General features: G+C 46.3%; 26 protein-coding genes, 3 tRNA genes and 1 rRNA gene. 24 read left to right on the plus strand and 6 right to left on the minus strand.

The genetic code is table 11. The features are described from left to right. The first annotated feature begins 43 nt into the window (after window positions 1-43). The 16 genes from PNUC_RS00070 (at window position 44) to priA (ending at window position 15,979) form a co-directional block, all read left to right on the plus strand. A complete protein-coding gene (locus PNUC_RS00070; RefSeq protein ID WP_011901862.1) occupies window positions 44-835 on the plus strand; it encodes a TSUP family transporter in 792 nt (263 codons plus the stop codon). A 106-nt stretch (window positions 836-941) separates the two neighbouring features. Continuing rightward, window positions 942-2,861 carry a tRNA uridine-5-carboxymethylaminomethyl(34) synthesis enzyme MnmG gene (mnmG, locus tag PNUC_RS00075; RefSeq protein ID WP_011901863.1) on the plus strand — a complete coding sequence of 640 codons (1,920 nt, stop codon included), beginning with the start codon at window positions 942-944 and terminating at the stop codon, window positions 2,859-2,861. Beyond that, the gene (rsmG, locus tag PNUC_RS00080; RefSeq protein ID WP_011901864.1) at window positions 2,858-3,526 is read left to right on the plus strand and encodes a 16S rRNA (guanine(527)-N(7))-methyltransferase RsmG; all 669 of its coding nucleotides are present in this window, start codon (window positions 2,858-2,860) and stop codon (window positions 3,524-3,526) included. Before mnmG ends, rsmG begins: the two co-directional genes overlap by 4 nt. Before the next feature lie 17 nt (window positions 3,527-3,543). Then, window positions 3,544-4,314, plus strand: a complete 771-nt coding sequence (locus tag PNUC_RS00085) for a ParA family protein (RefSeq protein ID WP_011901865.1) — start codon at window positions 3,544-3,546, stop codon at window positions 4,312-4,314. Window positions 4,315-4,334: 20 nt separating this feature from the next. After that, on the plus strand, window positions 4,335-5,225 hold the full coding sequence (locus PNUC_RS00090) for a ParB/RepB/Spo0J family partition protein (RefSeq protein ID WP_011901866.1): 891 nt from the start codon (window positions 4,335-4,337) through the stop codon (window positions 5,223-5,225). A 68-nt stretch (window positions 5,226-5,293) separates the two neighbouring features. Further along, window positions 5,294-5,788, plus strand: coding sequence for an ATP synthase subunit I (locus tag PNUC_RS00095; RefSeq protein WP_011901867.1), 495 nt, complete (start codon window positions 5,294-5,296; stop codon window positions 5,786-5,788). 39 nt (window positions 5,789-5,827) lie between these two features. Beyond that, window positions 5,828-6,703 carry a F0F1 ATP synthase subunit A gene (gene atpB, locus PNUC_RS00100; RefSeq protein WP_011901868.1) on the plus strand — a complete coding sequence of 292 codons (876 nt, stop codon included), beginning with the start codon at window positions 5,828-5,830 and terminating at the stop codon, window positions 6,701-6,703. A 45-nt stretch (window positions 6,704-6,748) separates the two neighbouring features. After that, entirely contained in the window at window positions 6,749-7,015 is a 267-nt protein-coding gene (gene atpE / locus PNUC_RS00105; RefSeq protein ID WP_011901869.1) for a F0F1 ATP synthase subunit C, read from the plus strand. 63 nt (window positions 7,016-7,078) lie between these two features. After that, a complete protein-coding gene (locus PNUC_RS00110) occupies window positions 7,079-7,549 on the plus strand; it encodes a F0F1 ATP synthase subunit B (protein ID WP_011901870.1) in 471 nt (156 codons plus the stop codon). A gap of 1 nt (window position 7,550) precedes the next feature. Further along, window positions 7,551-8,087, plus strand: coding sequence for a F0F1 ATP synthase subunit delta (locus PNUC_RS00115; RefSeq protein ID WP_011901871.1), 537 nt, complete (start codon window positions 7,551-7,553; stop codon window positions 8,085-8,087). Window positions 8,088-8,132: 45 nt separating this feature from the next. Further along, window positions 8,133-9,674: a F0F1 ATP synthase subunit alpha gene (gene atpA, locus PNUC_RS00120; protein ID WP_011901872.1), complete on the plus strand. Its 1,542-nt coding sequence runs from the start codon at window positions 8,133-8,135 to the stop codon at window positions 9,672-9,674. Between the two features lie 17 nt (window positions 9,675-9,691). After that, a complete protein-coding gene (gene atpG / locus PNUC_RS00125) occupies window positions 9,692-10,561 on the plus strand; it encodes a F0F1 ATP synthase subunit gamma (RefSeq protein WP_011901873.1) in 870 nt (289 codons plus the stop codon). 55 nt (window positions 10,562-10,616) lie between these two features. Then, window positions 10,617-12,017, plus strand: coding sequence for a F0F1 ATP synthase subunit beta (gene atpD, locus PNUC_RS00130; protein ID WP_011901874.1), 1,401 nt, complete (start codon window positions 10,617-10,619; stop codon window positions 12,015-12,017). 21 nt (window positions 12,018-12,038) lie between these two features. Next, window positions 12,039-12,455, plus strand: a complete 417-nt coding sequence (locus tag PNUC_RS00135; protein WP_011901875.1) for a F0F1 ATP synthase subunit epsilon — start codon at window positions 12,039-12,041, stop codon at window positions 12,453-12,455. A 9-nt stretch (window positions 12,456-12,464) separates the two neighbouring features. After that, complete coding sequence (gene hemE, locus PNUC_RS00140) at window positions 12,465-13,580, plus strand: uroporphyrinogen decarboxylase (protein ID WP_048812030.1); 1,116 nt, start codon at window positions 12,465-12,467, stop codon at window positions 13,578-13,580. A gap of 269 nt (window positions 13,581-13,849) precedes the next feature. Then, window positions 13,850-15,979, plus strand: coding sequence for a replication restart helicase PriA (gene priA, locus PNUC_RS00145; RefSeq protein ID WP_011901877.1), 2,130 nt, complete (start codon window positions 13,850-13,852; stop codon window positions 15,977-15,979). 9 nt (window positions 15,980-15,988) lie between these two features. Here the strand turns inward: priA and gcvH are convergent, their stop codons facing one another. Further along, entirely contained in the window at window positions 15,989-16,384 is a 396-nt protein-coding gene (gcvH, locus tag PNUC_RS00150; RefSeq protein ID WP_397428485.1) for a glycine cleavage system protein GcvH, read from the minus strand. A gap of 79 nt (window positions 16,385-16,463) precedes the next feature. On the opposite strand from gcvH, the gene PNUC_RS00155 reads away from it, so the two are divergent. Continuing rightward, on the plus strand, window positions 16,464-17,108 hold the full coding sequence (locus PNUC_RS00155; protein ID WP_011901879.1) for an MBL fold metallo-hydrolase: 645 nt from the start codon (window positions 16,464-16,466) through the stop codon (window positions 17,106-17,108). A gap of 9 nt (window positions 17,109-17,117) precedes the next feature. On the opposite strand, the gene PNUC_RS10930 is transcribed toward PNUC_RS00155, so the two are convergent. From PNUC_RS10930 to PNUC_RS00165, 3 genes are all read right to left on the minus strand, one after another. Next, window positions 17,118-17,303 (minus strand): hypothetical protein, encoded by a 186-nt coding sequence (locus PNUC_RS10930; protein WP_143070006.1) that lies wholly within the window; start codon window positions 17,301-17,303, stop codon window positions 17,118-17,120. 41 nt (window positions 17,304-17,344) lie between these two features. Beyond that, on the minus strand, window positions 17,345-18,487 hold the full coding sequence (locus PNUC_RS00160) for a fatty acid desaturase (protein ID WP_071461589.1): 1,143 nt from the start codon (window positions 18,485-18,487) through the stop codon (window positions 17,345-17,347). Window positions 18,488-18,569: 82 nt separating this feature from the next. Then, window positions 18,570-18,645 (minus strand) — tRNA-Arg (locus PNUC_RS00165). A 105-nt stretch (window positions 18,646-18,750) separates the two neighbouring features. Here PNUC_RS00165 and PNUC_RS00170 point away from each other — a divergent pair. Beyond that, window positions 18,751-19,254, plus strand: a complete 504-nt coding sequence (locus PNUC_RS00170; RefSeq protein WP_011901881.1) for a c-type cytochrome — start codon at window positions 18,751-18,753, stop codon at window positions 19,252-19,254. A 42-nt stretch (window positions 19,255-19,296) separates the two neighbouring features. Here the strand turns inward: PNUC_RS00170 and rsmI are convergent, their stop codons facing one another. Next, the gene (rsmI, locus tag PNUC_RS00175) at window positions 19,297-20,193 is read right to left on the minus strand and encodes a 16S rRNA (cytidine(1402)-2'-O)-methyltransferase (RefSeq protein ID WP_011901882.1); all 897 of its coding nucleotides are present in this window, start codon (window positions 20,191-20,193) and stop codon (window positions 19,297-19,299) included. A gap of 106 nt (window positions 20,194-20,299) precedes the next feature. On the opposite strand from rsmI, the gene PNUC_RS00180 reads away from it, so the two are divergent. Genes PNUC_RS00180 through PNUC_RS00190 form a run of 3 tightly spaced genes read left to right on the plus strand, consistent with a single transcriptional unit; the run spans window position 20,300 to window position 21,953 of the window. Further along, the gene (locus PNUC_RS00180; RefSeq protein WP_048812178.1) at window positions 20,300-20,902 is read left to right on the plus strand and encodes a phosphoheptose isomerase; all 603 of its coding nucleotides are present in this window, start codon (window positions 20,300-20,302) and stop codon (window positions 20,900-20,902) included. Window positions 20,903-20,931: 29 nt separating this feature from the next. After that, on the plus strand, window positions 20,932-21,582 hold the full coding sequence (locus PNUC_RS00185) for a BON domain-containing protein (RefSeq protein WP_011901884.1): 651 nt from the start codon (window positions 20,932-20,934) through the stop codon (window positions 21,580-21,582). Window positions 21,583-21,599: 17 nt separating this feature from the next. Beyond that, window positions 21,600-21,953: a c-type cytochrome gene (locus PNUC_RS00190; protein WP_011901885.1), complete on the plus strand. Its 354-nt coding sequence runs from the start codon at window positions 21,600-21,602 to the stop codon at window positions 21,951-21,953. Here the strand turns inward: PNUC_RS00190 and PNUC_RS00195 are convergent. Next, window positions 21,950-22,606: a GNAT family N-acetyltransferase gene (locus PNUC_RS00195; protein ID WP_011901886.1), complete on the minus strand. Its 657-nt coding sequence runs from the start codon at window positions 22,604-22,606 to the stop codon at window positions 21,950-21,952. The genes PNUC_RS00190 and PNUC_RS00195 overlap by 4 nt on opposite strands. 480 nt (window positions 22,607-23,086) lie before the next feature. Between PNUC_RS00195 and PNUC_RS00200 the strand changes: the two genes are divergently transcribed. The 3 genes from PNUC_RS00200 (at window position 23,087) to PNUC_RS00210 (ending at window position 24,860) form a co-directional block, all read left to right on the plus strand. Next, window positions 23,087-24,619, plus strand: a 16S ribosomal RNA gene (locus PNUC_RS00200). Between the two features lie 58 nt (window positions 24,620-24,677). After that, window positions 24,678-24,754: transfer RNA gene (locus PNUC_RS00205), tRNA-Ile, on the plus strand. 30 nt (window positions 24,755-24,784) lie between these two features. Continuing rightward, window positions 24,785-24,860 (plus strand) — tRNA-Ala (locus PNUC_RS00210). Window positions 24,861-25,020: the final 160 nt, after the last annotated feature.

A 25,020-nucleotide genomic window follows, 5' to 3' on the forward strand; every position in this document is an offset into this window, starting at 1 on the left:
TAATCTTTGAATAAGGCAATCTCGTAAGACCTTAAGATTTTTTTTGATTGGGCCTCCCATCGAATTTTCCATTTACATCTGGCCACTGCTTTTTTGCGCAGCATTTTTTGCTGGCCTAGTTGATGCTGTTGCAGGCGGAGGTGGTCTCATCCAAGTCCCCGCCCTTTTTGCAGCCTATCCCGACGTTCCTCCGGCAACTTTGCTTTCTACCAACAAGCTTGCCTCTGTTGGGGGAACCCTGAATGCTGCTCGTAAATTTCTTCGACACGTTTCTTTGCCTTGGGCGGTGGTTGGTCCTGCGATCGTGGCTGCTTTTGTAGGCTCCCTTATGGGGGCGAACGCTGTAAGTCATTTTCCTGCCGAGCCTTTGCGTAAAGCGCTTCCCTTCGTTTTAGTATTTTTATTAATCTATACCTGGTTTCAGCCTTCCCTAGGCGAGGCCCATGCGCCAAAAGAAGTAAGCCACTATCAAAAATTTAAAGCTTTACTTCTTGGCCTCACTATTGGTTTTTATGATGGATTCTTTGGTCCTGGCACAGGAAGTTTTCTATTGTTTGGATTTGTGCGTTTCTTTGGATTTGATTTTTTGCATGCATCTGCAGCAACTAAGCTCGTTAACGTTTCCACCAATCTTGCAGCAATACTGATGTTGGCTAGCTTGGGCCAAATTAATTGGCCGCTTGGGTTTGTCATGATGATCGCCAATATTGCAGGCAGTCAGTTTGGCAGCCGTCTTGCAATTAAGCATGGGAGTGGATTTGTTAGGAAGGTATTCCTAGTAATTGTGAGCGCCCTTATTCTGAAGTCTGCTTGGAACGCATATTTCTTGAATTAAATCATATACTTATAAAGCAACCGATTGTTTTACTAGTATTTTTTTGGGTTTTGTTTCACGTGAAACAAACAAAATGCTATGATCATCGCCCTATCTGAGGCAAATCATGCGTTATTCCAAAAATTTCGATGTCATCGTAGTGGGCGGCGGTCACGCTGGGACTGAAGCTGCTCTAGCATCAGCACGCATGGGCTGCGACACCCTACTGATTACCCATAGCATTGAGAATTTAGGCGCAATGAGCTGCAACCCATCAATTGGTGGAATTGGCAAAGGACACCTAGTTAAAGAAATTGATGCTATGGGCGGCGCCATGGCGGCGGCTACCGATGAGGCAGGAATTCAATTTCGCATTCTCAATTCGAGCAAGGGTCCTGCAGTGAGAGCTACTCGCGCCCAAGGCGATCGAGTTTTATATAAGGCCGCAATACGCCGTCGCTTGGAAAATCAGCCCAATTTATCCTTGTTTCAGGCTGCAGTCGATGATCTTTTGGTTAAAGGTGATGAAGTCCAGGGCGTTGTTACTCAAATGGGTCTGGAGTTTATGGCCAAAAAGGTAGTTTTAACAGCCGGCACCTTTTTAGATGGCAAGATTCACGTTGGACTAAATAATTATGCTGGCGGACGCGCGGGTGATCCTGCCGCCGTTTCTCTCTCTGCCCGATTAAAGGAATTAAAACTTCCTCAGGGGAGATTAAAAACCGGCACTCCACCCCGTATTGATGGCAGAACAATTGATTTTTCAGTCATGCTGGAGCAGCCGGGCGATTTAGATCCCGTCCCAGTCTTCTCTTATTTGGGCCGTCCCGAGCAGCATCCTAAACAGGTTCCTTGCTGGATTTCCCATACTAATGAGCAAACCCACGACATTATTCGTGGAGGCTTAGACCGCTCTCCAATGTATACCGGTGTGATTGAAGGGGTTGGCCCACGCTATTGCCCTTCTATTGAGGACAAAATCCATCGTTTTGCCTCGAGAAATAGTCACCAAATCTTTTTAGAGCCTGAGGGCCTAACCACAAATGAGTTCTATCCCAATGGAATTTCAACTAGCCTGCCTTTTGATGTTCAGTGGGAATTGGTACGCAGCATCCGCGGTCTAGAATCTGCGGTAATTGTGCGCCCTGGCTATGCTATTGAGTACGATTTCTTTGATCCGCGCCACTTGCGCCATAGTTTAGAGACTAAGGCCATTGGCGGATTGTATTTTGCGGGTCAGATTAATGGCACAACGGGTTATGAAGAGGCTGCCGCCCAAGGGATGTTAGCCGGTATTAATGCGGGCCTAGCAGCCCAAGGCAAAGAGGCTTGGTTGCCAAAGCGTAGTGAGTCTTATATTGGCGTCTTGGTGGATGATCTGATTACCCGCGGCGTTCAGGAACCCTACCGAATGTTTACTAGTCGAGCTGAATACCGTTTAAGTCTTCGCGAAGACAATGCGGACATGCGTTTAACCGCCATTGGTAGAGATTTGGGCTTGGTTGACGACTATCGTTGGGAGGTCTTTTGCAGAAAACAGGAAGCTGTTTCACGTGAAACATCTCGCCTGAAGGATATTTGGGTTGGACCAAAACATGAGATCGCCCCCCTAGTGACGCAACTTTTGGGACAAGAGCTATCGCATGAGTGCAACTTAACCGAGCTTTTGCGCCGCCCCGGCATTACTTATGAAGCAATCACCGCTCTCGGCAATCGGATTTGGGCACCGGAATCATTGGATGATGATCTTGGTTTGGCTGCACAAATTAGCGACCAGGTGGAGATTTCGGTTAAATATCAGGGTTATATAGAGCGTCAGGCAGTAGAAATTGCGCGACAAGAGCACAACGAAACTTTTCCCCTTCCGGAGGGTTTGGATTATTCGCAGGTTCTAGGCCTTTCTAAGGAGGTTCAACAAAAGCTGAATCTCCATAAGCCCGAAACTTTGGGCCAAGCAGGACGAATTTCGGGGGTTACTCCAGCAGCGCTATCTTTACTGTTGGTGCATCTTAAAAAAGGCTTGGGCCGCACTCAAGAGACGATATGACCGAAGGATTGCTGGCCTTAGGTATAGAGCAATTAGGACTAGATTTAAGCCCCCAAAATGTTGCTGACTTAGAGCTTTTTTTGCAAGAAATGACACGTTGGAATCAGGTTCATAATTTGACTGCAATCGATAATGAGGAAGGGTCTATACGGCTACATCTCATTGATTCTATTGCAGTTTTGCCTGTCATGAGACGTTTTCTTCCACAGCAAAATCCTAAAATTGCAGACTTAGGTTCCGGTGGTGGCTTGCCAGCGATACCTATTGCCATTGTTGAGCCAAATTGGCGCCTTACTCTGATCGAGGCTATTCGTAAGAAGACGGCTTTTTTGCAGCATGTGCGCGGCAAGCTAAAACTTAAAAACATTGAAGTCATAAGTGATAGAGTAGAAAATGTTGCATTGCAACAATCTGGGCAATTTGATGCAGTCATTTCCCGCGCTTTTACTAATTTAGCCCGATTCCTTGATCTTTCTCTTCCCCTGCTAAAGCCTGATGGGCTTGTATTTGCCATGAAGGCAAAACGGGCTGATGAGGAAATGCAAAATGTATCAATGCAAGATTGGCATTTATTGGCTGATGAGCCTTTGCACATCCCTAATCTAGCAGTAGAGCGACGCCTTTTAGTTCTCACCCCCGTGAGAAAATTACCACTCCCCATCTAAGTAAAACTAAAGCAACCATGGCAAAAATATTCTGTATTGCAAATCAAAAAGGCGGGGTTGGTAAAACGACTACAGCTGTTAATTTAGCCGCAGGTTTAGCTGGACTTCAACAGCGTGTTTTACTCGTTGACTTAGACCCCCAAGGCAATGCCACCATGGGCTCTGGCATAGAAAAAGCAGATTTAACAACCAGCGTTTATCAGGTGTTGATTGGTCTTGCATCTGTAAAGGAGTGTTCCAAGCAATGCGAAAGCTCTGGTTATGACGTGCTTCCGGCCAACCGCGATTTAGCAGGCGCTGAAATTGAATTAGTAGATTTAGATACGCGTGAAGCTCGCCTAAAAGATGCCCTTTCTCAGGTTATTGATGACTATGATTTTATTTTGATCGACTGCCCACCTGCATTGTCTTTATTAACGCTCAATGGTTTATGCGCAGCTAATGGCGTGATTGTTCCAATGCAGTGCGAGTACTTTGCATTGGAAGGCTTGTCAGATTTGGTGAACACGATCAAACAAGTTCACGCAAATTTAAATCCAGATTTAGTCATCATTGGTTTATTGCGCGTCATGTTCGACGCGCGCATGACCTTGCAGCAGCAAGTGTCCGATCAATTGCTTGAGCATTTTGGCGACAAGGTTTTCAAAACAATTATTCCGCGTAATGTGCGTCTTGCAGAAGCCCCATCTTATGGACTTCCTGGCGTAGCTTTTGATAAGTCTTCACGCGGTGCAAAAGCGTACTTAGAGTTTGGTGCCGAGATGGTTGAGCGCATTAAACAAATGTAATTTTTGAAAGATTAAAGATCATGGTTGCCATTAAGAAAAAAGGTTTAGGTAGGGGTTTGGAGGCCTTGCTAGGAGAAAAGACTTCAGCAGTTAGCCCTTCTACCGATATCAATCGCTTGCCCTTAACAGCGTTACAGGCAGGCAAGTATCAGCCGCGTCAAAAAATGGAGGCGGGAGCCTTGCAAGAATTGGCTGAGAGCATTCGCGAGCAAGGCATCATGCAGCCGCTGTTGGTTCGCTTAGTTGGACCGGGTAAATATGAAATTATTGCCGGCGAGCGACGTTTTCGTGCGGCTACGATTGCTGGTCTTAAGGAGGTGCCAGTACTGGTATCTGGCGCTGACGATGAGGCAGCAGCAGCTATGGCGCTAGTAGAAAATATGCAGCGAGAGGATTTAAATCCGCTTGAAGAATCACAAGGATTGGCGCGCTTGATTGAAGAGTTTGGATTTACCCATGAACAGGCTGCCAAAGCAGTAGGTAAGTCTCGTAGTGCAATTACAAACTTGTTGCGCCTTATTCAGCTTGCTAAGCCAGTTCAGTCGATGTTGCTGGCGGGTGATATCGACATGGGCCATGCCCGCGCACTACTTCCCCTTCCAGGAGCAAGCCAGGTGGCATTGGCGCAAAGAATCGCGGCTCAGGGCTTATCAGTTCGTGAGGCCGAAAGAATGACTGCAGCTTTGGTGATTGCGGGCGGGCAAATAGGCGACAAAAAAACTAATGGCAAAGGCGGCTCGGCCTCCTCAAGCAAGGACCCAGATATGCGTCGCCTTACTCAAGAGATTGCCGATTTAATAGGCCTGAACACGGAATTTAAGCTTAAAGGCAAAGGCGGCGAGCTTCGAATTCACTTTAGCCAATTTGATGAGCTTGATTCCCTATTAAAAAAATTAGGGGTTCAATCCTAACAAGGTTTAAAAATGTCCCCAAATCCTTTGACATATTGCACTGCACACTTTAAACTTTCGGGGCTAAATTGATTCCTCAAAAAAATCGATTTTCTGATGTAGATGACTGGGATGAGCCCGAAGAAGAGGTGTATCGGGTCTATAGCAAAGAAGAAATTGCTGCGCTGCAAAAAAGCGATGCTAGCAAGTACCGCGCCCTATCTCCTTGGAAAATAGTTTTGGCTCAAATAGTGATTACAGCGCTTAGCATGGTGTTTTGGTCAATTTTTGGGGCGCCGGTAGGGGTAAGCCTTTATACTCAGTCGGCCTTTTTAGGTGGTTTAATTAGCGTCTTGCCTACAGCCTTGTTTTTAACGAGGTTGGAGTTGGCAAAAAAATCGCAAAGATTAAATCCAGGAAGATTTTTGGCAGCATTAGTATCTGGCGAATTTATAAAAATCGCCGTGACATTAATGATGTTTATTGGGATTGCTTTTTTAGTCCCTGGCGTGCTGTGGGTCCCATTGCTGGTGACTTATTTGCTAGCCTTGAAATGTGTATGGCTAGCGTGGTTTTGGCGCTAAGTAGTGACAATTGAGATGAAACAAAGGACTAGTTAAGAGATGTCTAGCGAAGTAAACCAAGCCCACGAGGCAGCCGAGCAAATGACGCCAACTGCGTACATTTCTGAGCATTTACAAAATCTCACCAGCACTGGTGAGCATCAATCATCCATCGTTGATTTCAGCGTCATTAATTTAGACACCATTTTTTGGGCCTCATTGATGGGTCTTATTGCGGTATTTATTTTGCTGATTGCAGCACGTCGTGCAACTCCTGGTGTTCCTGGCCGGTTTCAGTCTTTGATTGAAATGATTGTTGAGATGGTAGATACGCAAGCCAAAAGCATTGTTCATGGTGATCGCACTTTTATTGCGCCTCTCGCCCTCTTCGTATTTTTTTGGATCATTCTCTTAAATACCCTTGACTTAATTCCTGTAGATTGGGTTTTGGGCGTAAATCATTTCATTGGAAATTTTGGTGGCCATGTTCCACACAACCGCATGGTTCCAACAACCGACTTAAACGCGACAATGGGTATGTCCTTGTCAGTTCTAATTTTGGTTTTCTTCTATAGCTTCAAAGTAAAAGGTTTTGGCGGGTTCTTGCATGAGCTGATCTCTGCCCCATTTGGCGCAAAGTGGTATTTGGCGCCGTTCAATTTGGCATTGAACATCATTGAATATTTGGCGAAAGGCGTTTCTTTGGGAATGCGACTTTTCGGAAATATGTACGCTGGCGAGTTGGTCTTCTTATTGATCGCCCTGCTTGGTAGCGTATGGACCTTTAATTTAGATTTAACCCTGTTCGGTTTGGTGGGCCATGTTATTGCAGGATCAGCTTGGGCCATCTTCCACATTTTGGTTATTTTGTTGCAAGCCTTTATTTTCATGATGTTGACCTTGGTCTACATCGGGCAAGCGCATAGCCATCACTAAGATTTTATTTTTAACTTACCTCTTTTAACTTCAGGAGTCAGCAACATGCAAGCATTTCTCGCAACTATTCAAGGTTCAACAGCTATTTGTATCGGTATCATCATCGGCCTCGGCGCTATCGGCGCTTGTTTGGGTATCGCGTTGATGGGTGGTAAATACATTGAAGCTTGTGCACGTCAACCAGAATTGATGGAGCCACTCCAAACTAAGATGTTCCTTTTGGCTGGTTTGATCGACGCTGCGTTTTTGATCGGCGTTGGTGTTGCAATGTTGTTTGCTTTCGCAAACCCACTGCTCGCAGTTATTAAGTAATTGTTTTGGCGTGGATGACCACCGAGTCATCCAACTGTTCTCAACAATACTGAAAGGAATATCGTGAATCTGAACGCGACCCTATTCGCGCAAATGATCGTTTTCTTCGTCTTATGGTGGGTTGTTGCACGCTTCGTGTGGCCACCGCTGGTTAAGGCGTTAGACGAGCGTTCAAGCAAAATTGCTGATGGTTTAGCTGCTGCCGAGCGCGGTAAAGAAGCACTCGCACTGGCAAGCAATGAAGCTGAGCAAGAATTAACAAAAGCACGCCAAGAAGGTGTTCAACGCGTTGCTGAAGCTGAAAAACGTGCACAAATGTCAGCCGACGAAATTCGTGCTAACGCACAAGCTGAAGCCGCTCGAATCATTACTCAAGCTAAGCAAGATGCAGATCAACAAGTTACTAGTGCCCGTGAAGTATTGCGCGCTGAAGTTGCTGTTCTTGCTGTTAAAGGCGCCGAGCAAATTTTGCGTCGTGAAGTAGATGCAAAAGCACACGGCCAATTACTTGATCAACTAAAGGCAGAACTTTGATATGGCTGAATTAGCCACTATTGCACGTCCTTATGCTGAAGCACTTTTTCAAAGTGCTAAGCCAGCTGAGCTCGCCGGATGTTTGGAGCAGTTAAATGAATTGGCGCAGCTTGCTGCTTTGCCAGAAGTGGCTGCTTTGTCAAACAATCCAAAAGTATCTGCTGATGATTTGAGCAAACTGCTTTCTGGCATGGTGAAGACCAAGCTAGACGGTAAAGTTGCCAGCTTTTTGAATCTAATAAATCAAAACCATCGCTTAGCAGCCGTTCCTGAAATTGCCCATCAATTTGAGGCAATGAAGAACAAAAGTGAAGGTGCCGCAGAAGTAAGCATTACCAGCGCATTCCCTTTAGAGGGTTCTGCGTTAAATGATTTGTTGTCAAGCTTGAAGAAGCGCTTTGGGGGTAAGGAATTGCGCCCAACTATCCAAGTTGATCCAACATTGATTGGCGGAGTTCGCATTCAAGTTGGCGATGAAGTAATGGATAGTTCAGTTAAGGCCCAGTTAGCTCAAATGCAAGCAAGTCTTGGCGCATAAGTGATCCCTATTAAGAACATACGAAATAAGACCCAGGAGTAAGTAATGCAACTCAACCCTTCCGAGATCAGCGAGCTGATCAAAAGCCGAATTAGCGAAATGGGCGTTGACTCCCAAGTTCGCAACGAAGGCACCGTTATTTCAGTGACCGACGGTATTTGCCGCGTACATGGTTTGTCAGGCGTTATGCAGGGCGAAATGTTGGAGTTTCCTAACAACACTATCGGCCTCGCATTAAACCTTGAGCGTGATTCTGTTGGTGCCGTGGTGTTGGGTGAATACACCCACATTAAAGAAGGCGACCCAGTCAAATGTACTGGCCGCATTTTGGAGGTTCCAGTTGGCCCAGAGTTGCTCGGTCGCGTTGTAAACGCACTTGGTCAACCGATTGATGGCAAAGGCCCAATCAACACGAAGTTAACTGACTTTATTGAAAAAGTTGCTCCTGGCGTTATCGCACGTCAATCTGTTAGCCAGCCAGTGCAAACTGGTTTGAAGGCGATTGATGCGATGGTTCCAATTGGCCGCGGTCAGCGTGAGTTAATCATTGGCGACCGCCAAACTGGTAAGACAGCTGTTGCGGTTGACGCGATCATTAACCAAAAAGGTAAAGGCGTTTATTGCGTTTACGTTGCGATTGGTCAAAAAGCTTCTACTATTGCTAACGTTGTTCGCAAGCTCACAGAATTGGGCGCGATGGAGTACACCGTTGTTGTTGCAGCGAGTGCTTCTGAGTCTGCAGCGATGCAGTACCTCTCTGCTTACGCAGGTTGCACTATGGGTGAATACTTCCGCGATCGCGGCGAAGACGCTTTGATTGTTTACGATGACTTGACCAAGCAAGCAGTTGCTTATCGTCAAATCTCCTTGTTGCTCCGCCGCCCACCAGGCCGCGAAGCTTATCCTGGCGACGTGTTCTATCTCCACTCACGCTTGCTCGAGCGCGCTGCTCGTGTAAATGCTGAATATGTTGAGAAGTTCACCAACGGCGCAGTAAAAGGCAAAACTGGTTCTTTGACCGCATTGCCAATTATTGAAACTCAAGCTGGTGATGTTTCTGCATTCGTTCCCACCAACGTTATTTCGATTACTGACGGCCAGATTTTCTTGGAAACCGACTTGTTTAACGCTGGCGTACGTCCTGCGATTAACGCCGGTATTTCTGTTTCCCGCGTTGGTGGTGCTGCACAAACTAAAGTGATTAAGAAATTGTCTGGCGGTATTCGTACCGACTTAGCGCAATATCGTGAATTGGCAGCGTTTGCTCAGTTTGCATCTGACCTTGACGAAGCAACCCGCAAGCAGCTCGAGCGCGGTCGTCGCGTTACTGAATTGTGTAAGCAAGCTCAATACAAGCCACTCCAAGTTTGGGAAATGGCTGCTTCACTTTACGCTGTTAACAACGGCTATTTCGATGACCTCGAAGTGAAGAACGTATTGGCCTTCGAAAAAGGTTTGCAAGACCACTTGAAATCTAAGTACGCTGACTTAGTTGCGCGTATTGAAGAAACCAAAGACTTGAGCAAAGATGACGAAGCTGCTTTGCGCGCCGCGATTGAGGATTACAAGCGTTCTGCCTCTTTCTAAGAGGGCTCGCATAAATCATGGCAAGCACAAAAGAGATACGATCTAAGATCAAGAGCGTGCAAAACACGCGCAAGATCACGAAGGCAATGGAAATGGTCGCCGCATCCAAAATGCGTCGCGCCCAGGAACGCATGCGCAATGCGCGCCCCTATGCTGAAAAAATTCGTGAGATTGTCGCCAACCTTTCTAAAGCTAATCCTGAGTTCCGCCCTGCTTATATGGAAGCTCGTGAAGTAAAGAAAGTTGGCACGATTTTGGTTACAACTGATAAAGGCCTGTGCGGTGGTTTAAATACCAACGTACTGCGCTTTATTACTAACCAAGTGCGCGATTTGCAGGAAAAAAATATTGAGATTGTCTACACGGCAATTGGTTCAAAGGGTTTGCAGTTTTTGAACCGCTCAAAAGCAAAACTGATTTCTCAAACAATCCAAATTGGCGATACTCCCCATATGGATGTTTTGATTGGTGCAATTATTGCCCAATTAGAAGCGTTTGAGCGAGGCGAGATTGATGCTGTTTATTTGGCATACAACCGCTTTGTTAATGCCATGAAACAAGAGCCTGTTTTAGAAAAGCTTTTGCCTTTGGAGCCAGCAGCATTGGTGCCTGAAGATAAAGCAGGAAATTCTTGGGATTACATCTACGAACCTGACGCAGAGTCTATTTTGAATGGCCTGCTAAAGCGTTATGTTGAGGCAATGATCTATCAGGCTGTTACTGAAAACATGGCTTCTGAGCAGTCTGCACGCATGGTCTCTATGAAGGCCGCTTCAGATAATGCGAAGAACGTGATTGGCGAATTGCAATTGGAATACAACAAAACACGACAGGCTGCTATTACTAAAGAGTTGTCAGAAATTGTTGGCGGAGCGGCTGCGGTTTAAGCGGTCAGCGTTTAAGAATACGAAAGAATTCAGGAATTAAAAGCGGAGAAATGCGATGAGTAACGGAAATATCGTGCAGTGTATCGGTCCAGTGGTGGACATTCAGTTCCCACGCGACAAAATGCCAAACATTTATGATGCATTGACATTAGTTGAGAGCGGCGAAAAATCATTTGCTGAAAAAGGCTTGACCTTTGAAGTTCAGCAACAAATTGGTGATGGCGTAGTTCGCGCGATTGCCATGGGCGCCAGCGATGGTTTACGTCGAGGCATGGAAGTGAAATCTACAGGCAAGCCAATTTCTGTACCAGTTGGTCCAGCAACTTTGGGTCGCATTATGGACGTTTTAGGACGCCCAATTGATGATGCAGGCCCGATTGCTACTGAAGAGCGTCGCGCTATTCACCAGCCAGCACCGAAGTTTGATGAACTGTCACCTTCTGTTGACTTGCTCGAAACCGGCATTAAGGTTATTGACTTGGTTTGCCCGTTCGCTAAAGGCGGTAAGGTTGGCTTGTTCGGTGGTGCGGGTGTTGGTAAGACCGTGAACATGATGGAATTAATTAACAACATCGCAAAGCAACACTCAGGTTTATCAGTCTTTGCCGGTGTTGGTGAGCGTACTCGTGAGGGTAATGACTTCTACCACGAGATGAAAGAATCTAACGTTATCGACAAAGTGGCGATGGTGTTTGGTCAGATGAATGAGCCTCCTGGTAACCGTTTGCGCGTTGCGTTGACTGGTTTGACGATGGCTGAGGCATTCCGTGACGAAGGTCGTGACATTTTGTTCTTCGTTGATAACATCTACCGTTACACATTGGCCGGTACTGAAGTTTCTGCTTTGCTTGGTCGTATGCCTTCTGCTGTGGGTTACCAACCTACTTTGGCTGAAGAGATGGGTAAATTGCAAGAGCGTATTACTTCCACTAAGACTGGTTCTGTTACCTCTATTCAGGCCGTTTACGTTCCTGCGGATGACTTGACCGATCCGTCACCTGCTACAACCTTCTTGCACTTAGACTCCACAGTTGTGTTGTCACGTGATATCGCTGCATTGGGTATTTACCCGGCGGTTGATCCATTGGATTCAACCAGCCGTCAGCTCGATCCACAAGTGGTTGGTCAAGAGCACTATGAAGTAGCTCGTGATGTACAGATGACATTGCAACGTTACAAAGAATTGCGCGACATTATTGCGATTTTGGGTATGGACGAATTGTCACCGGAAGATAAATTGGCTGTGTCACGCGCTCGTAAGATTCAACGTTTCTTGTCCCAGCCTTTCCACGTTGCTGAAGTGTTTACTGGTTCACCAGGCAAATACGTTCCATTGAAAGAAACCATCCGTGGTTTCAAAATGATTTGCAGCGGCGAATTGGATCACTTGCCTGAGCAAGCGTTCTACATGGTGGGTTCAATTGATGAAGCCATCGAGAAAGCCAAGAAGCTTTAATCGAACTCATCTAGGGAAATTATGTCAACCATACGCGTCGATGTAGTAAGTGCTGAGCAGTCTATTTTCAGCGGGGAAGCTAAGTTTGTAGCGCTTCCTGGTGAAAGTGGTGAGCTCGGCATTTTGCGCGGCCACACTCCTTTGATTACACGTATTCGTCCAGGCTCAGTTCGCATTGAAAAAGCCGATGGTGATGAAGAATTTGTTTTCGTAGCGGGCGGCTATTTAGAGGTTCAGCCAGATCGCGTTACCGTGCTAGCAGATACTGCTATTCGCGGTCATGATCTTGATGAAGCTAAAGCAATTGAAGCTAAGAAACGTGCTGAAGAGGCGATGCAAAATCGTGGCACAGACTTTGATATGGCCCTGGCCCAGTCTGAGTTTGCAATGGCGGCTGCACAGTTGGCTGCAATTGCACGTTTCCGTCGTAAAAAGTAATAGTCGGTCATCTCCTTGCTGTTAAATGATCGGTTTTTAAAGGCCTGCCTGGGCGAAGCGGTTGATCAAACACCGCTTTGGCTCATGCGCCAGGCCGGCCGATATCTCCCAGAGTACAACGCTACACGCGCCAGAGCCGGAAGTTTTCTTGGGCTCGCAAAAAATCCTGCTTATGCTACTGAGGTAACTCTTCAACCTTTGGATCGCTATCCACTGGATGCGGCAATTTTATTCTCTGACATTTTGACCATTCCTGATGCCATGGGATTGGGCTTGAAATTCACTGCGGGCGAGGGGCCTAGTTTTGAGCATCCATTGCGCACCGAAGACGATGTCAAGAAATTGCGCGTTGCAGATATGGATCAGCTGAAATATGTTTTTGAAGCTGTTTCAGAAATTCGTAAAGCGCTCATTCAGTATGGCAAGCAGCGCGTTCCTTTGATAGGCTTTTCCGGAAGCCCTTGGACATTGGCCTGCTACATGATTGATGGTTCGAGCGCTGATGATTTCCGCCACGCTAAAACGATGATGTTTAGTCGTCCTGATTTGATGCAACAAATTTTAGATATCAATATTCAATCAGTAGCGAATTATCTAATTGAGCAGGTGAAGGCTGGTGCACAAGCGCTCATGATTTTTGATACTTGGGGCGGAATGCTTCCAGATGGTTGGTATCAAAGAGTTTCTTTGGCAGCGATGCAAAAAGTGATTGCACTGTTACCTCGAGAATATGAAGGCCAAAAGATTCCCGTGATTATGTTCACAAAGGGCGGTGCAATTTGGCTCAATGATATGGCGCAAATTGGTGCTGATGTCATTGCAATGGATTGGACAATGTCCCTAAGCCGTGCTCGTAAACAGTTGCTCGCATTAAATAAGCCTTTGGCGTTACAGGGAAACTTAGACCCCCTGATCCTGTTCTCGGAGCCCGAACAAATTGCCCGTCAAGCAAGCCTGCTTTTAGATGATTTGGCGAGCGCTCCGCCTCTGAAGGCGGGGTTGCATTCATTGGACGGGCATATATTTAATTTGGGGCACGGAATCTCTCAGTTCACCCCACCAGAAAGCGTTACCGCCTTATCTCAGGCAGTGATAAAGCACTCTAGGTCTCTTAGATCTAAGTAGCAATCCTAAGTAGGCGCTAACTTGTAGTTTTGGATTTTCGCGAAAGTTATGCACAGATGGTGCATAAAACGAAAATACAGGGAGATTCAGAATAAAGATAAACATTAACTTTCGAAAGGTTCTACAAGTTATTGATTTATATACATAAATACCAATTTCACAAGAATGGTGCTTAAAAATCACTTACTGGTAAATTAGGCTGTAAATTCAAGTTTTGGGATGATATCCACAGAGTTATCCACAAGCAAAAATAGAAAATAAAGTTATTTATGCCCTCCCCCATCGTTGTTCAAGTAGTGGTTGATAAGCCGTTGGCCCAGGGCTTTGATTACCTATGGGATTCAAATCAACTCGGTAACGACCCTGAGGTCGGGCAGTTAGTAGAAGTGCCTTTTGGGCGCGCCTCTTTGGTTGGTATTGTAATTAAAGTAAGTGATCACTCTGATTATGAATTAGACAAATTAAAGTCGATAACTCGTGTCGCGCCCCTCCCCCCGTTTGATGCGGCTAGTCTGCGCTTGGTAAATTTCGCCAGTCAGTATTACATTCATGCGCTTGGCGAAACTATCATTCCTACGATTCCTCAGATGTGGAAAAAGCCGGATAACTGGGAAAAGGCGCTAGAAAAAATAAGCGCGGCAGAAGAAAAGAAGCGAAAAAAAATTCAGCAAGAGCCAAGCGAAGGATTGATTGATGAAGCGCACCTCAATCAAGGTCAAGCACTAGCTCTTGAAAAGCTGCGCCAATGTTCTGTGGAGAAAGAATTCAAAACAATTCTTTTGCAAGGGCAAACGGGTAGCGGTAAGACAGCAGTATTTCTAAATTGGTTAAAAGGAATTTTGGAAGATTCGAGTTCTCAGGTATTGCTTTTAGTTCCAGAAATTAATTTAACGCCGCAGCTAGAGCGCAGAGTGCGCGCATATTTTCCAGATAAAAAAATGGTTGTGCTGCACAGTGGCGTAAGTGAAAAAAATAGAGGGATTGCTTGGTACGAAGCAATGACTGGAAAAGCCCAAATTATTTTGGGAACGCGATTGGCCGCATTAACCCCCTTGCCGAACTTGCGTGCAATCGTTGTTGATGAGGAGCATGATCCGTCATATAAACAACAAGACGGCATTCGATATTCTGCGCGCGACTTAGCCATTTGGCGGGCCCACGACTTGAAGATACCGGTTTTATTGGCTTCAGCTACACCATCGCTTGAAAGTTGGATAGCAGCAAAAGCGGGACGATATGAATATATCCGTCTTGATCAGCGCGCCCAAGGGGCAGCCCTGCCGCAGGTTCGCTTGATAAATACGCGCGACCCACAAAGTCAGTTTAGTCCAGGTGATATTGGTAGGCCTATATCAGCCAGCCTGATTACCAAAACACTCGCTAATGCAATTAGTAAAAATTTAGAGAACAAGAAACAAAGCCTGATCCTGATTAATCGTCGCGGCTATGCGCCTATTTTAAGTTGCAATGCGTGCACATGGCTCTCCAAATGTCAGCAATGCAGCTCATATATGGTGATGCATAAAGCCGGTGCCTTAGGCAGAAGACCGGTATTAAGCTGTCATCACTGTGGGCTTGTTAAACCTATTCCAGAGCATTGCCCAGACTGCGGAAATGCTGATCTAAAGACTTTGGGAAAAGGCACGCAAAAAATAGAAGATGCAATTGAGGAAATGTGGCCAAGCGCTCGCGTTTTGCGGGTCGACACAGACGCTAGTCGCAAAAGCAAAGGTGCAGAGGAACTCTTTCAGGAGATTCATGCGGGCAATGTCGACATTGTGGTGGGAACCCAAATGATTGCGAAGGGACATGATTACCAAAATATTGGTTTGGTCGCCGTCCTAGATGCAGATAGTCGATTATTTTCACCGGATTTTCGGGCAGCTGAACGCCTATTCGCGCAACTCGTTCAAGTTGCAGGACGTGCTGGGCGCTCCAGTAAAGACGATCAGGGTGCCGGTGAAATTTATATCGAAACTCAGTATCCCGAAGCTGCGGTATTTCAGTATTTATTACGCCATGATGTTGATGGCTTCTTAGGCTATCTTGCTCATGAGCGCGACGAGGCCAAATTGCCCCCCTTTTCATATCAAGGCTTGGTTCATGCCGAAGCCAAAAGCTTGGATAAGGCAATTCAGTTTTTGGCTGCGCTCAAGGGACGCTTAAAGTCTCGGGGGTTGATGACGCCAGGGCTTAAGGTATATGACCCCGTGCCCAGGGCTGTAATGCGTGTGGCTGGCACCGAGCGTGCTCAGTTGGTATTGGAGGCCGATGATCGCAGGCAGCTACAAGATGTGCTTGAGGCGGTTGATCAGGATCTGCGAAATGGATCGCAAGGACGAATTAGTAAGGGCGATCGCATCCGCTGGTTGATTGAGCGTGACCCAACCTCGATCTAAACCTAAAAGTTAAGCGCCCGAGCTAGAGGTGTACTGCTCTAGACTCAAAAGTGTGCCCAGTTCGGAATTGAGAGCGTCTTCTGATGATGGCTTAATTTTGAAAAGCCAAACTCCATAGGGATTCTGATTAACCAGTTCCGGTGTGGCATCGACTTCTTCGTTTAGCTCCACAATTTCTCCCGTGATCGGAGTATGAATATCGCTGGCAGCCTTAACGGATTCAATGACTGCAATCGCTTCGCCCTGTTTTACTTGCTGACCAATCTTTGGTGCTTGAAAAAACATGACATCGCCAAGGGCCTCTTGCGCATGATTGCTGATTCCAACCCAGACCAAGCCATCGTTTTCAAGATCGGCCCACTCGTGAGTTTCTGCAAATTTAAAAGTATCTTGGCTATTCATTATTTTATCCTTTGCGAACATTTTATTCCCTGTCGCCTAAACTAGTAACTTCATTCATTATTCTTTTTCCCCGCTTTTGTATATGCCAATCAAATTAGGAATTGTTCCTGTAACCCCATATGAACAAAATTGTTCAATTCTAGTTTGCCAAGAAACCGGTGACGCTGCTGTGATTGATCCAGGCGGTGATATAGAAAAAATTTTAGATGGCGTAAAGCAGATGGGCGGGCAGGTAAAAAAGATCTTGCTTACCCATGGCCATTTAGACCATTGTGCCGCCGCAAAGGATTTAGCTGATCAGCTTGCCGTGCCGATTGAAGGCCCTCAGGAGGAAGAGCGTTTTTGGATTGATCAATTGCCAGAGCAAACTGTACGTTTTGGTTTTGGGCACGCTAAAGTCTTTGAGCCTAATCGTTGGTTGAATGATGGTGATCATGTCAAAGTGGGTAATGTTGACTTAGAGGTATTTCATTGTCCTGGACATACACCAGGCCATATTGTTTTCTTCGACAGGGCAGATCGATTAGCAATTGTTGGCGATGTTTTATTTGCCGGCTCAATTGGCAGAACAGATTTTCCGCGAGGCAACCATGCAGATTTAATTCATGCCATCAGAACGAAGTTGTGGCCGCTTGGAGATGACGTGCAATTTGTTCCGGGGCATGGGCCAATGTCTAATTTTGGCCAAGAGCGCAAAACAAACCCCTACGTTGGGGATGGCGCTTGATACATCAGATTAGGTCTTAGCAGAACCTGTGCGGTGTGTGCGATTGTATAGACAGCTGGCGCAGATCCAGCGTTGTTTGCGATTACTTGTTGGAATCCATGTGCCGCCCTCAAGTCGTTTTTCGCGACTGCAGGAAGAGCAAAATTTGAGGCTCTGAGAGCTGTCTTGGGTAGCGGCTGGAGTTGATGTAGTCATGGGCAATCCGGGTAAGGCAAATCTTTATACAGAGATCTATTTTACCCGTTTTGTCCCGCTGGTACTGGGCTGAGCACAACTCGGACGGAATCTGCCGTTTTGTTGCCGTCAAAGTCTAGCCAAGCCTTGTTCTGAAAGTCATATAGCTTGCACTTACGGGCAGTGTCGAAATACCAGTCCCAGGAGAACTTTTGCACAAAAATACGGTCTGGAAGGATGGTTTCTAAGGTCTGCTGTGCCTCTGGAAGTCGATATAGCGGTACGCTCATATCGACGTGATGGGCGGTATGCTCCATGATGTGGTGCATCAATTTGCCCCAAATCCAGTTAAAAGTCAGATGAACCGTTGTTGAAACAAATGGCTGGGCGCGTAACCACTCTGATTTCTTGTCATACCAAGAAACCTTTGGATGGGTATGGTGTACGTAGACCACAAAACCAATCATGCCGTTCCAAAATAAGAATGGAACCGCAAAGCCGGTGATAAGGCCGAGCCAAATAGATTGGCCTGTAGCAATGGCGCCTGCAATTAAACAGCCAATCCAAATAATTGCAAAGGCGGTGACTAGTAAGTTGTCTTTTAAGAAAATCGGGCGATCACCAGGTTTGTTTTTTGCGTTTGGAAAGTACTCGCGTCTCCACCAAATTTCAATGAGGTAGTAGAAAACCGGTCCCCAACCACTTCGATACAAGCGCTCTAAAGCTTTACGCCATGAAGGAAGCGCGTCGTATTCAGATTTTGATAGCGGAGCCCAAACAAAGTCAAAACCTTTTAAATTGGTTTGACCATGGTGCACTACGTTATGACCCACATCCCACAAGCTATAAGGAGTGAGTGATGGCAAGAAGGCAATGCGACCCAAAACTTTATTGAGTTCGCGGTTTGGCGTAAAGCTTTGGTGACATGCATCGTGACCCAAAATAAAAATTCGCCCGGTAACAAAACCGGCAATGACGCCAAAAACGATCTTGAGCAATACGCTTTCAACAAAAACTGTGCCAGCGATACAACCTAGCCATAGAAGGGAATCGATCACCAGAAGCATGATGGCTCGGCCAGTTTCGCCTTGTGCCATTGGCATTAGCCAGCCCCGAATGATTTTGCGGTGCGGTAATGGCGCCTCAGGCGGCAATGGGTTCGTCAGGGAAGGCTCTGAAAGGGCTGAATTTAGATGTGTAGACACGATAGGAATCAATAAGTTAGACGCAAATGATAGCGGTTTTCATGATTTTTTGCCTGACATAGGTCAAAAAACCCCTTGCTTTTGGTGCGCCCGGCAGGAATCGAACCTGCGACCCTTGGCTTCGGAGGCCAATACTCTATCCACTGAGCTACGGGCGCCTGTGCAAAAACTGCTTGCATTGCTATTGTAAGTGCCTAAAGCCCTACTTCTCTAGTTATAATCTGGGTAAAACAACCTTAAACCCGTCACACGATAAATTCCTTATGAGCAACGAGCACGGAAATCTAATTAAATCCCCAAAACAACTCATCATCATGGTGTTTGCAAGCTTTTTTGTGCCCCTGATCATTATTTTGTTGTTAATGGTGTTTGTGAACAATGGCAAGCGTGGCGATTCTACCGCCGCGACTGATCAACTAATTAAGCCTGTGGCTCAGTTAAATTTTCAAGGCGCTAGTGCTGGCCCACATGAGCCTCAGACCGGTGAGCAGGTATACAAAGCCGTATGTGCAGCCTGTCACGCTACAGGTGCTGCTGGTGCACCAAAGTTCGGTGATGCTGCTGCATGGGCGCCACGCATTGCTAAGGGTTACGACTCTTTATTGACCTCCGTACTCAAGGGTAAAAATGCAATGCCTGCACGTGGCGGATCTAATCCAGCGGACATTAGCGATTACGAATTAGGTCGTGCGGTTGTATACATGGCTAATGCATCTGGTGGTAAGTTGCCAGAGCCGAAAGCGCCTGATGCAGCAGCTGCAAAATAAGTTTTTCTTATTCATAAAAAAGCTGGCTACATGCCAGCTTTTTTATTTTTCTAGTTTTGCATCTAGGGCAATTTGGTAGGCGTCTTTTTTGGGAAGGCCAAGGGTCTGGGATAGCACTGTCGCGATTTCTTTGCTTCCCAAATAAGGACTCAAGGCCTTTGCCCACATTAATAGAGAGGCATGCTCAGGAGGCTCATCGGCGCTCCCTTCCCGGCCCGCAACCAGAACAATAAATTCACCCTTTAAGCTTTCTGCATTTTCTAGCCAATGAGCAACTTCTTTTGCCTGTAGTGAAACTAACTGCTCAAATTTTTTGGTTAACTCGCGCCCGATAAGCATTTGGCGTTCAGGTTCTAGCGCATTCGAAAGTAGCGCGAGTGTTTCTTTTATATGATGCGGCGATTCAAAGAAAGCGCTGGTCCTTTTGCTGTTGCAAATATCAAACAACAGCGCATCGCGCTCTTTAGTTTTATGTGGCCAAAACCCAAGGAACTGGAACTGCCCCTCCGAGTCAAGCATTACAGCACCAGATCCGGAGATTGCGCAAGATACAGCACTGGCGCCCGGAATGGGGATTACTCGAAAACCTGCCTTGTGTACTTCATCCACCAATCTTGCGCCAGGGTCAGAGACTCCCGGGGTGCCTGCATCGGAGATATAGGCCCAGCGTTCATTATTCGCAAGATGCTGAATAACGGTTTGCGCGCCACCCATTTCATTGTGCGTGTGTAGAGCCAAACATTTTTTGTGGATACCAAACTGCTGAAGTAAAGCAACGCTATGCCTTGTATCTTCACAGGCAATGCCATCCATTGAGTTTAGAACATGCAGGGCGCGTAAGGTGATATCGCCAAGATTTCCAATGGGGGTGGCAACCATATAAAGCGCCCCAGTTGGCAAGTCTTGCTGTTTTAAAAAATCTAATGAGCCTAGTTCCATGGGGGTATTGTTTGCAATGGGTTAGTTAATAGGTAAGAGAATACGTTGCTTTTGCGTTAAGCTGATTGCATCTGAAATGAAGCCCCCTTTGGCGCATAATATTGCTATGAATAAAGACACGATTGAACGCTTGCGCAAGCGCGCATCTCAACATTTTTTAGACAGCATTGCGGTAAAGCAAGAAGCAGAAAAGGTGTTGCCTGAATCAGTGGCCCATGGGGTTCTTGCGATGGTCGATTGCTTGCGCTCTGGCGGCAAGATCATGGCTTGTGGAAATGGCGGATCTGCAGCAGATGCACAGCACTTTGCAGCAGAGTTAATTGGTCGATTCGAAAGAGAACGACAAGAATTAGCAGCGATTGCCTTAACTACGGATACCTCAATTCTGACTGCTGTAGGAAATGACTATAGCTATGATGAAATCTTTAGCAAACAAGTGCGTGGTCTTGGAAAAAAAGGCGACATTCTCTTAGGCATTTCTACATCAGGCAATTCTAAGAACGTCGTTAAAGCAATTGAAGCTGCTAAAACTATGGGCATCAAAATTATTGCGCTGACTGGTAATGGTGGGGGCAAGATTGCTACGCTGTTAGATCAGGACGATATCAATCTCTGCGCGCCTTCAACTCGCACTGCCCGCATTCAAGAAACCCATTTAGTTTTACTTCATGGCCTATGTGATGGCGTTGATCACATCTTGCTCGACTAATTTTTTACTCATTTCAGAAAACTACATTCATGCGTATTCAATTTATCAGCAAATTATTCATTGCAGCATTACTTGTTTCGCAACTATCAGCATGCGCAGTAGTGGCGATAGGCGGCGTTACTGCAAGCGCTGCGATTCTTGCTGACCGTCGTTCTCCAGCTGTTCAGGCAATTGATAAAGGTATTGAGTTACAGGCTGAGAATGCTTTAGCTAAACGCTTTGGCGATAGCGCACACATTAACGTAACATCCTTCAATCAGAAAGTCCTGTTAACTGGCGAAGTAAAAGATGCTGATATCAAAGGTGAGGCAGGTGCATATGTAAAGGCAATGAAAAATGCGCGTTCAGTATTTAATGAGCTTGTGATTGGCCCCAACAGCACGTTCTCTTCCCGTGCAAATGATTCATATTTAGAGTCATCAATTAAAACTCAAATGATCTTTACAGATAAGCTGCCTTCAAATTCCATGGCGATTGTGGCTGAGGGCGGAAGTGTTTATTTGATGGGCATCCTTACACAAAACGAAGCTGATTTAGCGAAGAAGGTTGCCAGTAATACTAGCGGCGTGAAAGATGTGTATGCATACTTTGATATTATTTCCGAGCAAGAAAAAGCTCGCTTAGAGAAGCAAGGTAAAGCCGATGAGTCACAGCCAAACAGCCCACCAAAATATCAATAAATTTTCAAAGTTTGAAAATGATTGCAAGTAGAGCGGGCACAAAAGTATTTTATTTATTGGGCCTGCTCTTTTTTTATACTCAATGCGCGCAAGCCAATCCTGAAGATCAAAAAGCATTTGCGATTGCAAAACAAAATGCCTGCTTAGGCTGTCATGCAGTGAATAAAAAGATTGTTGGTCCAAGCTTTCAATCTGTTGCGCAAAAATACAAAAATGATCCTAATGCACAAGTATTTTTGAAAAATAAGATTGCCAAAGGGGGCGCGGGTTCATGGGGTGTTGTGCCAATGCCAGCCAATGCAAAGCTAACTGATACAGAATTGTCTTTATTGGCGGCTTGGGTATTGCGTGGAGCGCCAAGCGAAAATTAACGCGCGTGGCCTGGTCTGCCTAAGAACCACCACCAGGCTTGATTAGCCAGCTTCAGGTTTTCTTTTAGGGCGTAGTCAAAGTCAGCCCACTGCTCATTGGCGGCCTCTTGAACAATGGTTCCAGGGTTTGCTGGAGGCAGCTTTAGGTAAGCATCAGCATCGCCGTAAGCATATTCAACTTTCATGCCTGCTTTTTGAGCCAAATGCATCATTGCCTTGTTATTTGCTAGGCAATGAACGTACAACGTTTGAATATTGCTATTACGCGAATGAACCGCAGAGCGTTCTAATAAGGCTGTTCCGAGCCCTTGTGCGCGCCCTTCAGGCAGCACGGATACGCCGAACTCTGCTGCGCGTGGCTGACCCTTTACAGCTGGGAGATAAGCTAAATGTGCCATGCCTACTAGCTGTAGGTCTGCATCAAACACGCCGAAAACAGCATCTTCATTGAAATTAAGACCTGAAACATAGTGTTCAATGATTTCATTTGGGGTTTGTGTTCCGAAGCGAAGGCGTCGATCTTCGTCGCCGAGCTTTAAAAGATGCTCAAGAATTTCAGCTCTATGGCCGGCGTGAAGTTCCCGTACGGGCACAGTCAGCCTTGTTTTATATGGCTGAATAGGTAAGTAGTTGCTCGCTAAATTATTGTGCATAGCAACATTTTAACAGGATTCTAGAATAATTTCAGGGTTTTCCCTTAGTGTGTGGTTTATAGGCCAAAAAAGCATGAAAAAACATCTTTTCTGCCTCGACCCATTCAAAAAGCATAAAAAAAGAAAGAATTTTAAAAAAAGTTGAAATTATTTTTAAAAACTAAGCCATTGTTTTTATTGAACTTATTTAAAAAATAGGAAAAAACCCTCGCTTTTTTAAGAAAAAGACTACGAAAGGTGTTGACGACCCAAAATAAGTGCGCTATAGTCTCACCTCTCTGCTGAATGTTATTTGAAATACAAAACAAGTCAGCCCTCTTTAAAAATTAGTCAACCGATAATTGTGGGTACTAAGTGAAAGCATCCAGTCCTTCGGGACAGATGTAAATAAATAGTACTCATAGACAGTAAAAAGATTTGGTTTTATTACCAAGTCAATTTCTTGAATGAGTGCGACGATCCGCAAGGATCACAGGAATTGAACTGAAGAGTTTGATCCTGGCTCAGATTGAACGCTGGCGGCATGCCTTACACATGCAAGTCGAACGGCAGCACGGGTGCTTGCACCTGGTGGCGAGTGGCGAACGGGTGAGTAATACATCGGAACGTACCTTATCGTGGGGGATAACGCAGCGAAAGCTGTGCTAATACCGCATACGCCCTGAGGGGGAAAGCGGGGGATCGAAAGACCTCGCGCGATTAGAGCGGCCGATGCCTGATTAGCTTGTTGGTGGGGTAAAAGCCCACCAAGGCGACGATCAGTAGCTGGTCTGAGAGGACGATCAGCCACACTGGGACTGAGACACGGCCCAGACTCCTACGGGAGGCAGCAGTGGGGAATTTTGGACAATGGGGGAAACCCTGATCCAGCAATGCCGCGTGAGTGAAGAAGGCCTTCGGGTTGTAAAGCTCTTTTGTCAGGGAAGAAACACCGGCTCTAACACAGTCCGGGAATGACGGTACCTGAAGAATAAGCACCGGCTAACTACGTGCCAGCAGCCGCGGTAATACGTAGGGTGCGAGCGTTAATCGGAATTACTGGGCGTAAAGCGTGCGCAGGCGGTTATACAAGACAGGCGTGAAATCCCCGGGCTTAACCTGGGAATGGCGCCTGTGACTGTATAGCTAGAGTGTGTCAGAGGGGGGTAGAATTCCACGTGTAGCAGTGAAATGCGTAGATATGTGGAGGAATACCAATGGCGAAGGCAGCCCCCTGGGATAACACTGACGCTCATGCACGAAAGCGTGGGGAGCAAACAGGATTAGATACCCTGGTAGTCCACGCCCTAAACGATGCTGACTAGTTGTTCGGGATTTACATCCTGAGTAACGTAGCTAACGCGTGAAGTCAGCCGCCTGGGGAGTACGGTCGCAAGATTAAAACTCAAAGGAATTGACGGGGACCCGCACAAGCGGTGGATGATGTGGATTAATTCGATGCAACGCGAAAAACCTTACCTACCCTTGACATGTCACTAACGAAGTAGAGATACATTAGGTGCTCGTAAGAGAAAGTGAACACAGGTGCTGCATGGCTGTCGTCAGCTCGTGTCGTGAGATGTTGGGTTAAGTCCCGCAACGAGCGCAACCCTTGTCTTTAGTTGCTACGCAAGAGCACTCTAAAGAGACTGCCGGTGACAAACCGGAGGAAGGTGGGGATGACGTCAAGTCCTCATGGCCCTTATGGGTAGGGCTTCACACGTCATACAATGGTGCATACAGAGGGTTGCCAACCCGCGAGGGGGAGCTAATCTCAGAAAATGCATCGTAGTCCGGATCGTAGTCTGCAACTCGACTACGTGAAGCTGGAATCGCTAGTAATCGCGGATCAGAATGTCGCGGTGAATACGTTCCCGGGTCTTGTACACACCGCCCGTCATACCATGGGAGTGGGTTTTGCCAGAAGCCGTTAGCCTAACCGCAAGGAGGGCGACTGCCACGGCAGGGTTCATGACTGGGGTAAAGTCGTAACAAGGTAGCCGTATCGGAAGGTGCGGCTGGATCACCTCCTTTCTAGAGAAAAGATGCTGAATCCTAGTGCCCACACTTATCGGTTGACAATAAAAGCCACGGGTCTGTAGCTCAGCTGGTTAGAGCACTGTGTTGATAACGCAGGGGTCGTAGGTTCAAGTCCTACCAGACCCACCACCAGCCAGAAACAAGACTTAGTGGGACGTTGGGGGATTAGCTCAGCTGGGAGAGCACCTGCTTTGCAAGCAGGGGGTCGTCGGTTCGATCCCGTCATCCTCCACCATCATCTAAATGTCAAAACTAAGCGATCTAATGATTGTTTAGTTTTGCCATTTATGGCTGTTCTTTAAAAATTTGAGTAAGCAAAGTGTCAAATGTTTCTTTGAGAGGACATTTGACAATGTAATAAGGGTAAAGATTGAATCATCAATCAGTAATAACAA

It is taken from the genome of Polynucleobacter asymbioticus QLW-P1DMWA-1 (genome assembly GCF_000016345.1).
GTDB classification, from domain to species: Bacteria; Pseudomonadota; Gammaproteobacteria; order Burkholderiales; family Burkholderiaceae; genus Polynucleobacter; species Polynucleobacter asymbioticus.

Excerpts from the sequence above, each read along its gene's own strand:
- mnmG (WP_011901863.1), top strand. The coding sequence starts at position 942 with ATGCGTTATTCCAAAAATTTCGATGTCATCGTAGTGGGCGGCGGTCAC.
- rsmG (WP_011901864.1), top strand. The coding sequence starts at position 2,858 with ATGACCGAAGGATTGCTGGCCTTAGGTATAGAGCAATTAGGACTAGAT.
- PNUC_RS00085 (WP_011901865.1), top strand. The coding sequence starts at position 3,544 with ATGGCAAAAATATTCTGTATTGCAAATCAAAAAGGCGGGGTTGGTAAA.
- PNUC_RS00090 (WP_011901866.1), top strand. The coding sequence starts at position 4,335 with ATGGTTGCCATTAAGAAAAAAGGTTTAGGTAGGGGTTTGGAGGCCTTG.
- atpB (WP_011901868.1), top strand. The coding sequence starts at position 5,828 with ATGTCTAGCGAAGTAAACCAAGCCCACGAGGCAGCCGAGCAAATGACG.
- atpE (WP_011901869.1), top strand. The coding sequence starts at position 6,749 with ATGCAAGCATTTCTCGCAACTATTCAAGGTTCAACAGCTATTTGTATC.
- PNUC_RS00115 (WP_011901871.1), top strand. The coding sequence starts at position 7,551 with ATGGCTGAATTAGCCACTATTGCACGTCCTTATGCTGAAGCACTTTTT.
- atpA (WP_011901872.1), top strand. The coding sequence starts at position 8,133 with ATGCAACTCAACCCTTCCGAGATCAGCGAGCTGATCAAAAGCCGAATT.
- atpG (WP_011901873.1), top strand. The coding sequence starts at position 9,692 with ATGGCAAGCACAAAAGAGATACGATCTAAGATCAAGAGCGTGCAAAAC.
- atpD (WP_011901874.1), top strand. The coding sequence starts at position 10,617 with ATGAGTAACGGAAATATCGTGCAGTGTATCGGTCCAGTGGTGGACATT.
- PNUC_RS00135 (WP_011901875.1), top strand. The coding sequence starts at position 12,039 with ATGTCAACCATACGCGTCGATGTAGTAAGTGCTGAGCAGTCTATTTTC.
- priA (WP_011901877.1), top strand. The coding sequence starts at position 13,850 with ATGCCCTCCCCCATCGTTGTTCAAGTAGTGGTTGATAAGCCGTTGGCC.
- PNUC_RS00155 (WP_011901879.1), top strand. The coding sequence starts at position 16,464 with ATGCCAATCAAATTAGGAATTGTTCCTGTAACCCCATATGAACAAAAT.
- PNUC_RS10930 (WP_143070006.1), bottom strand. The coding sequence starts at position 17,303 with ATGACTACATCAACTCCAGCCGCTACCCAAGACAGCTCTCAGAGCCTC.
- PNUC_RS00170 (WP_011901881.1), top strand. The coding sequence starts at position 18,751 with ATGAGCAACGAGCACGGAAATCTAATTAAATCCCCAAAACAACTCATC.
- rsmI (WP_011901882.1), bottom strand. The coding sequence starts at position 20,193 with ATGGAACTAGGCTCATTAGATTTTTTAAAACAGCAAGACTTGCCAACT.
- PNUC_RS00180 (WP_048812178.1), top strand. The coding sequence starts at position 20,300 with ATGAATAAAGACACGATTGAACGCTTGCGCAAGCGCGCATCTCAACAT.
- PNUC_RS00185 (WP_011901884.1), top strand. The coding sequence starts at position 20,932 with ATGCGTATTCAATTTATCAGCAAATTATTCATTGCAGCATTACTTGTT.
- PNUC_RS00190 (WP_011901885.1), top strand. The coding sequence starts at position 21,600 with ATGATTGCAAGTAGAGCGGGCACAAAAGTATTTTATTTATTGGGCCTG.
- PNUC_RS00195 (WP_011901886.1), bottom strand. The coding sequence starts at position 22,606 with ATGCACAATAATTTAGCGAGCAACTACTTACCTATTCAGCCATATAAA.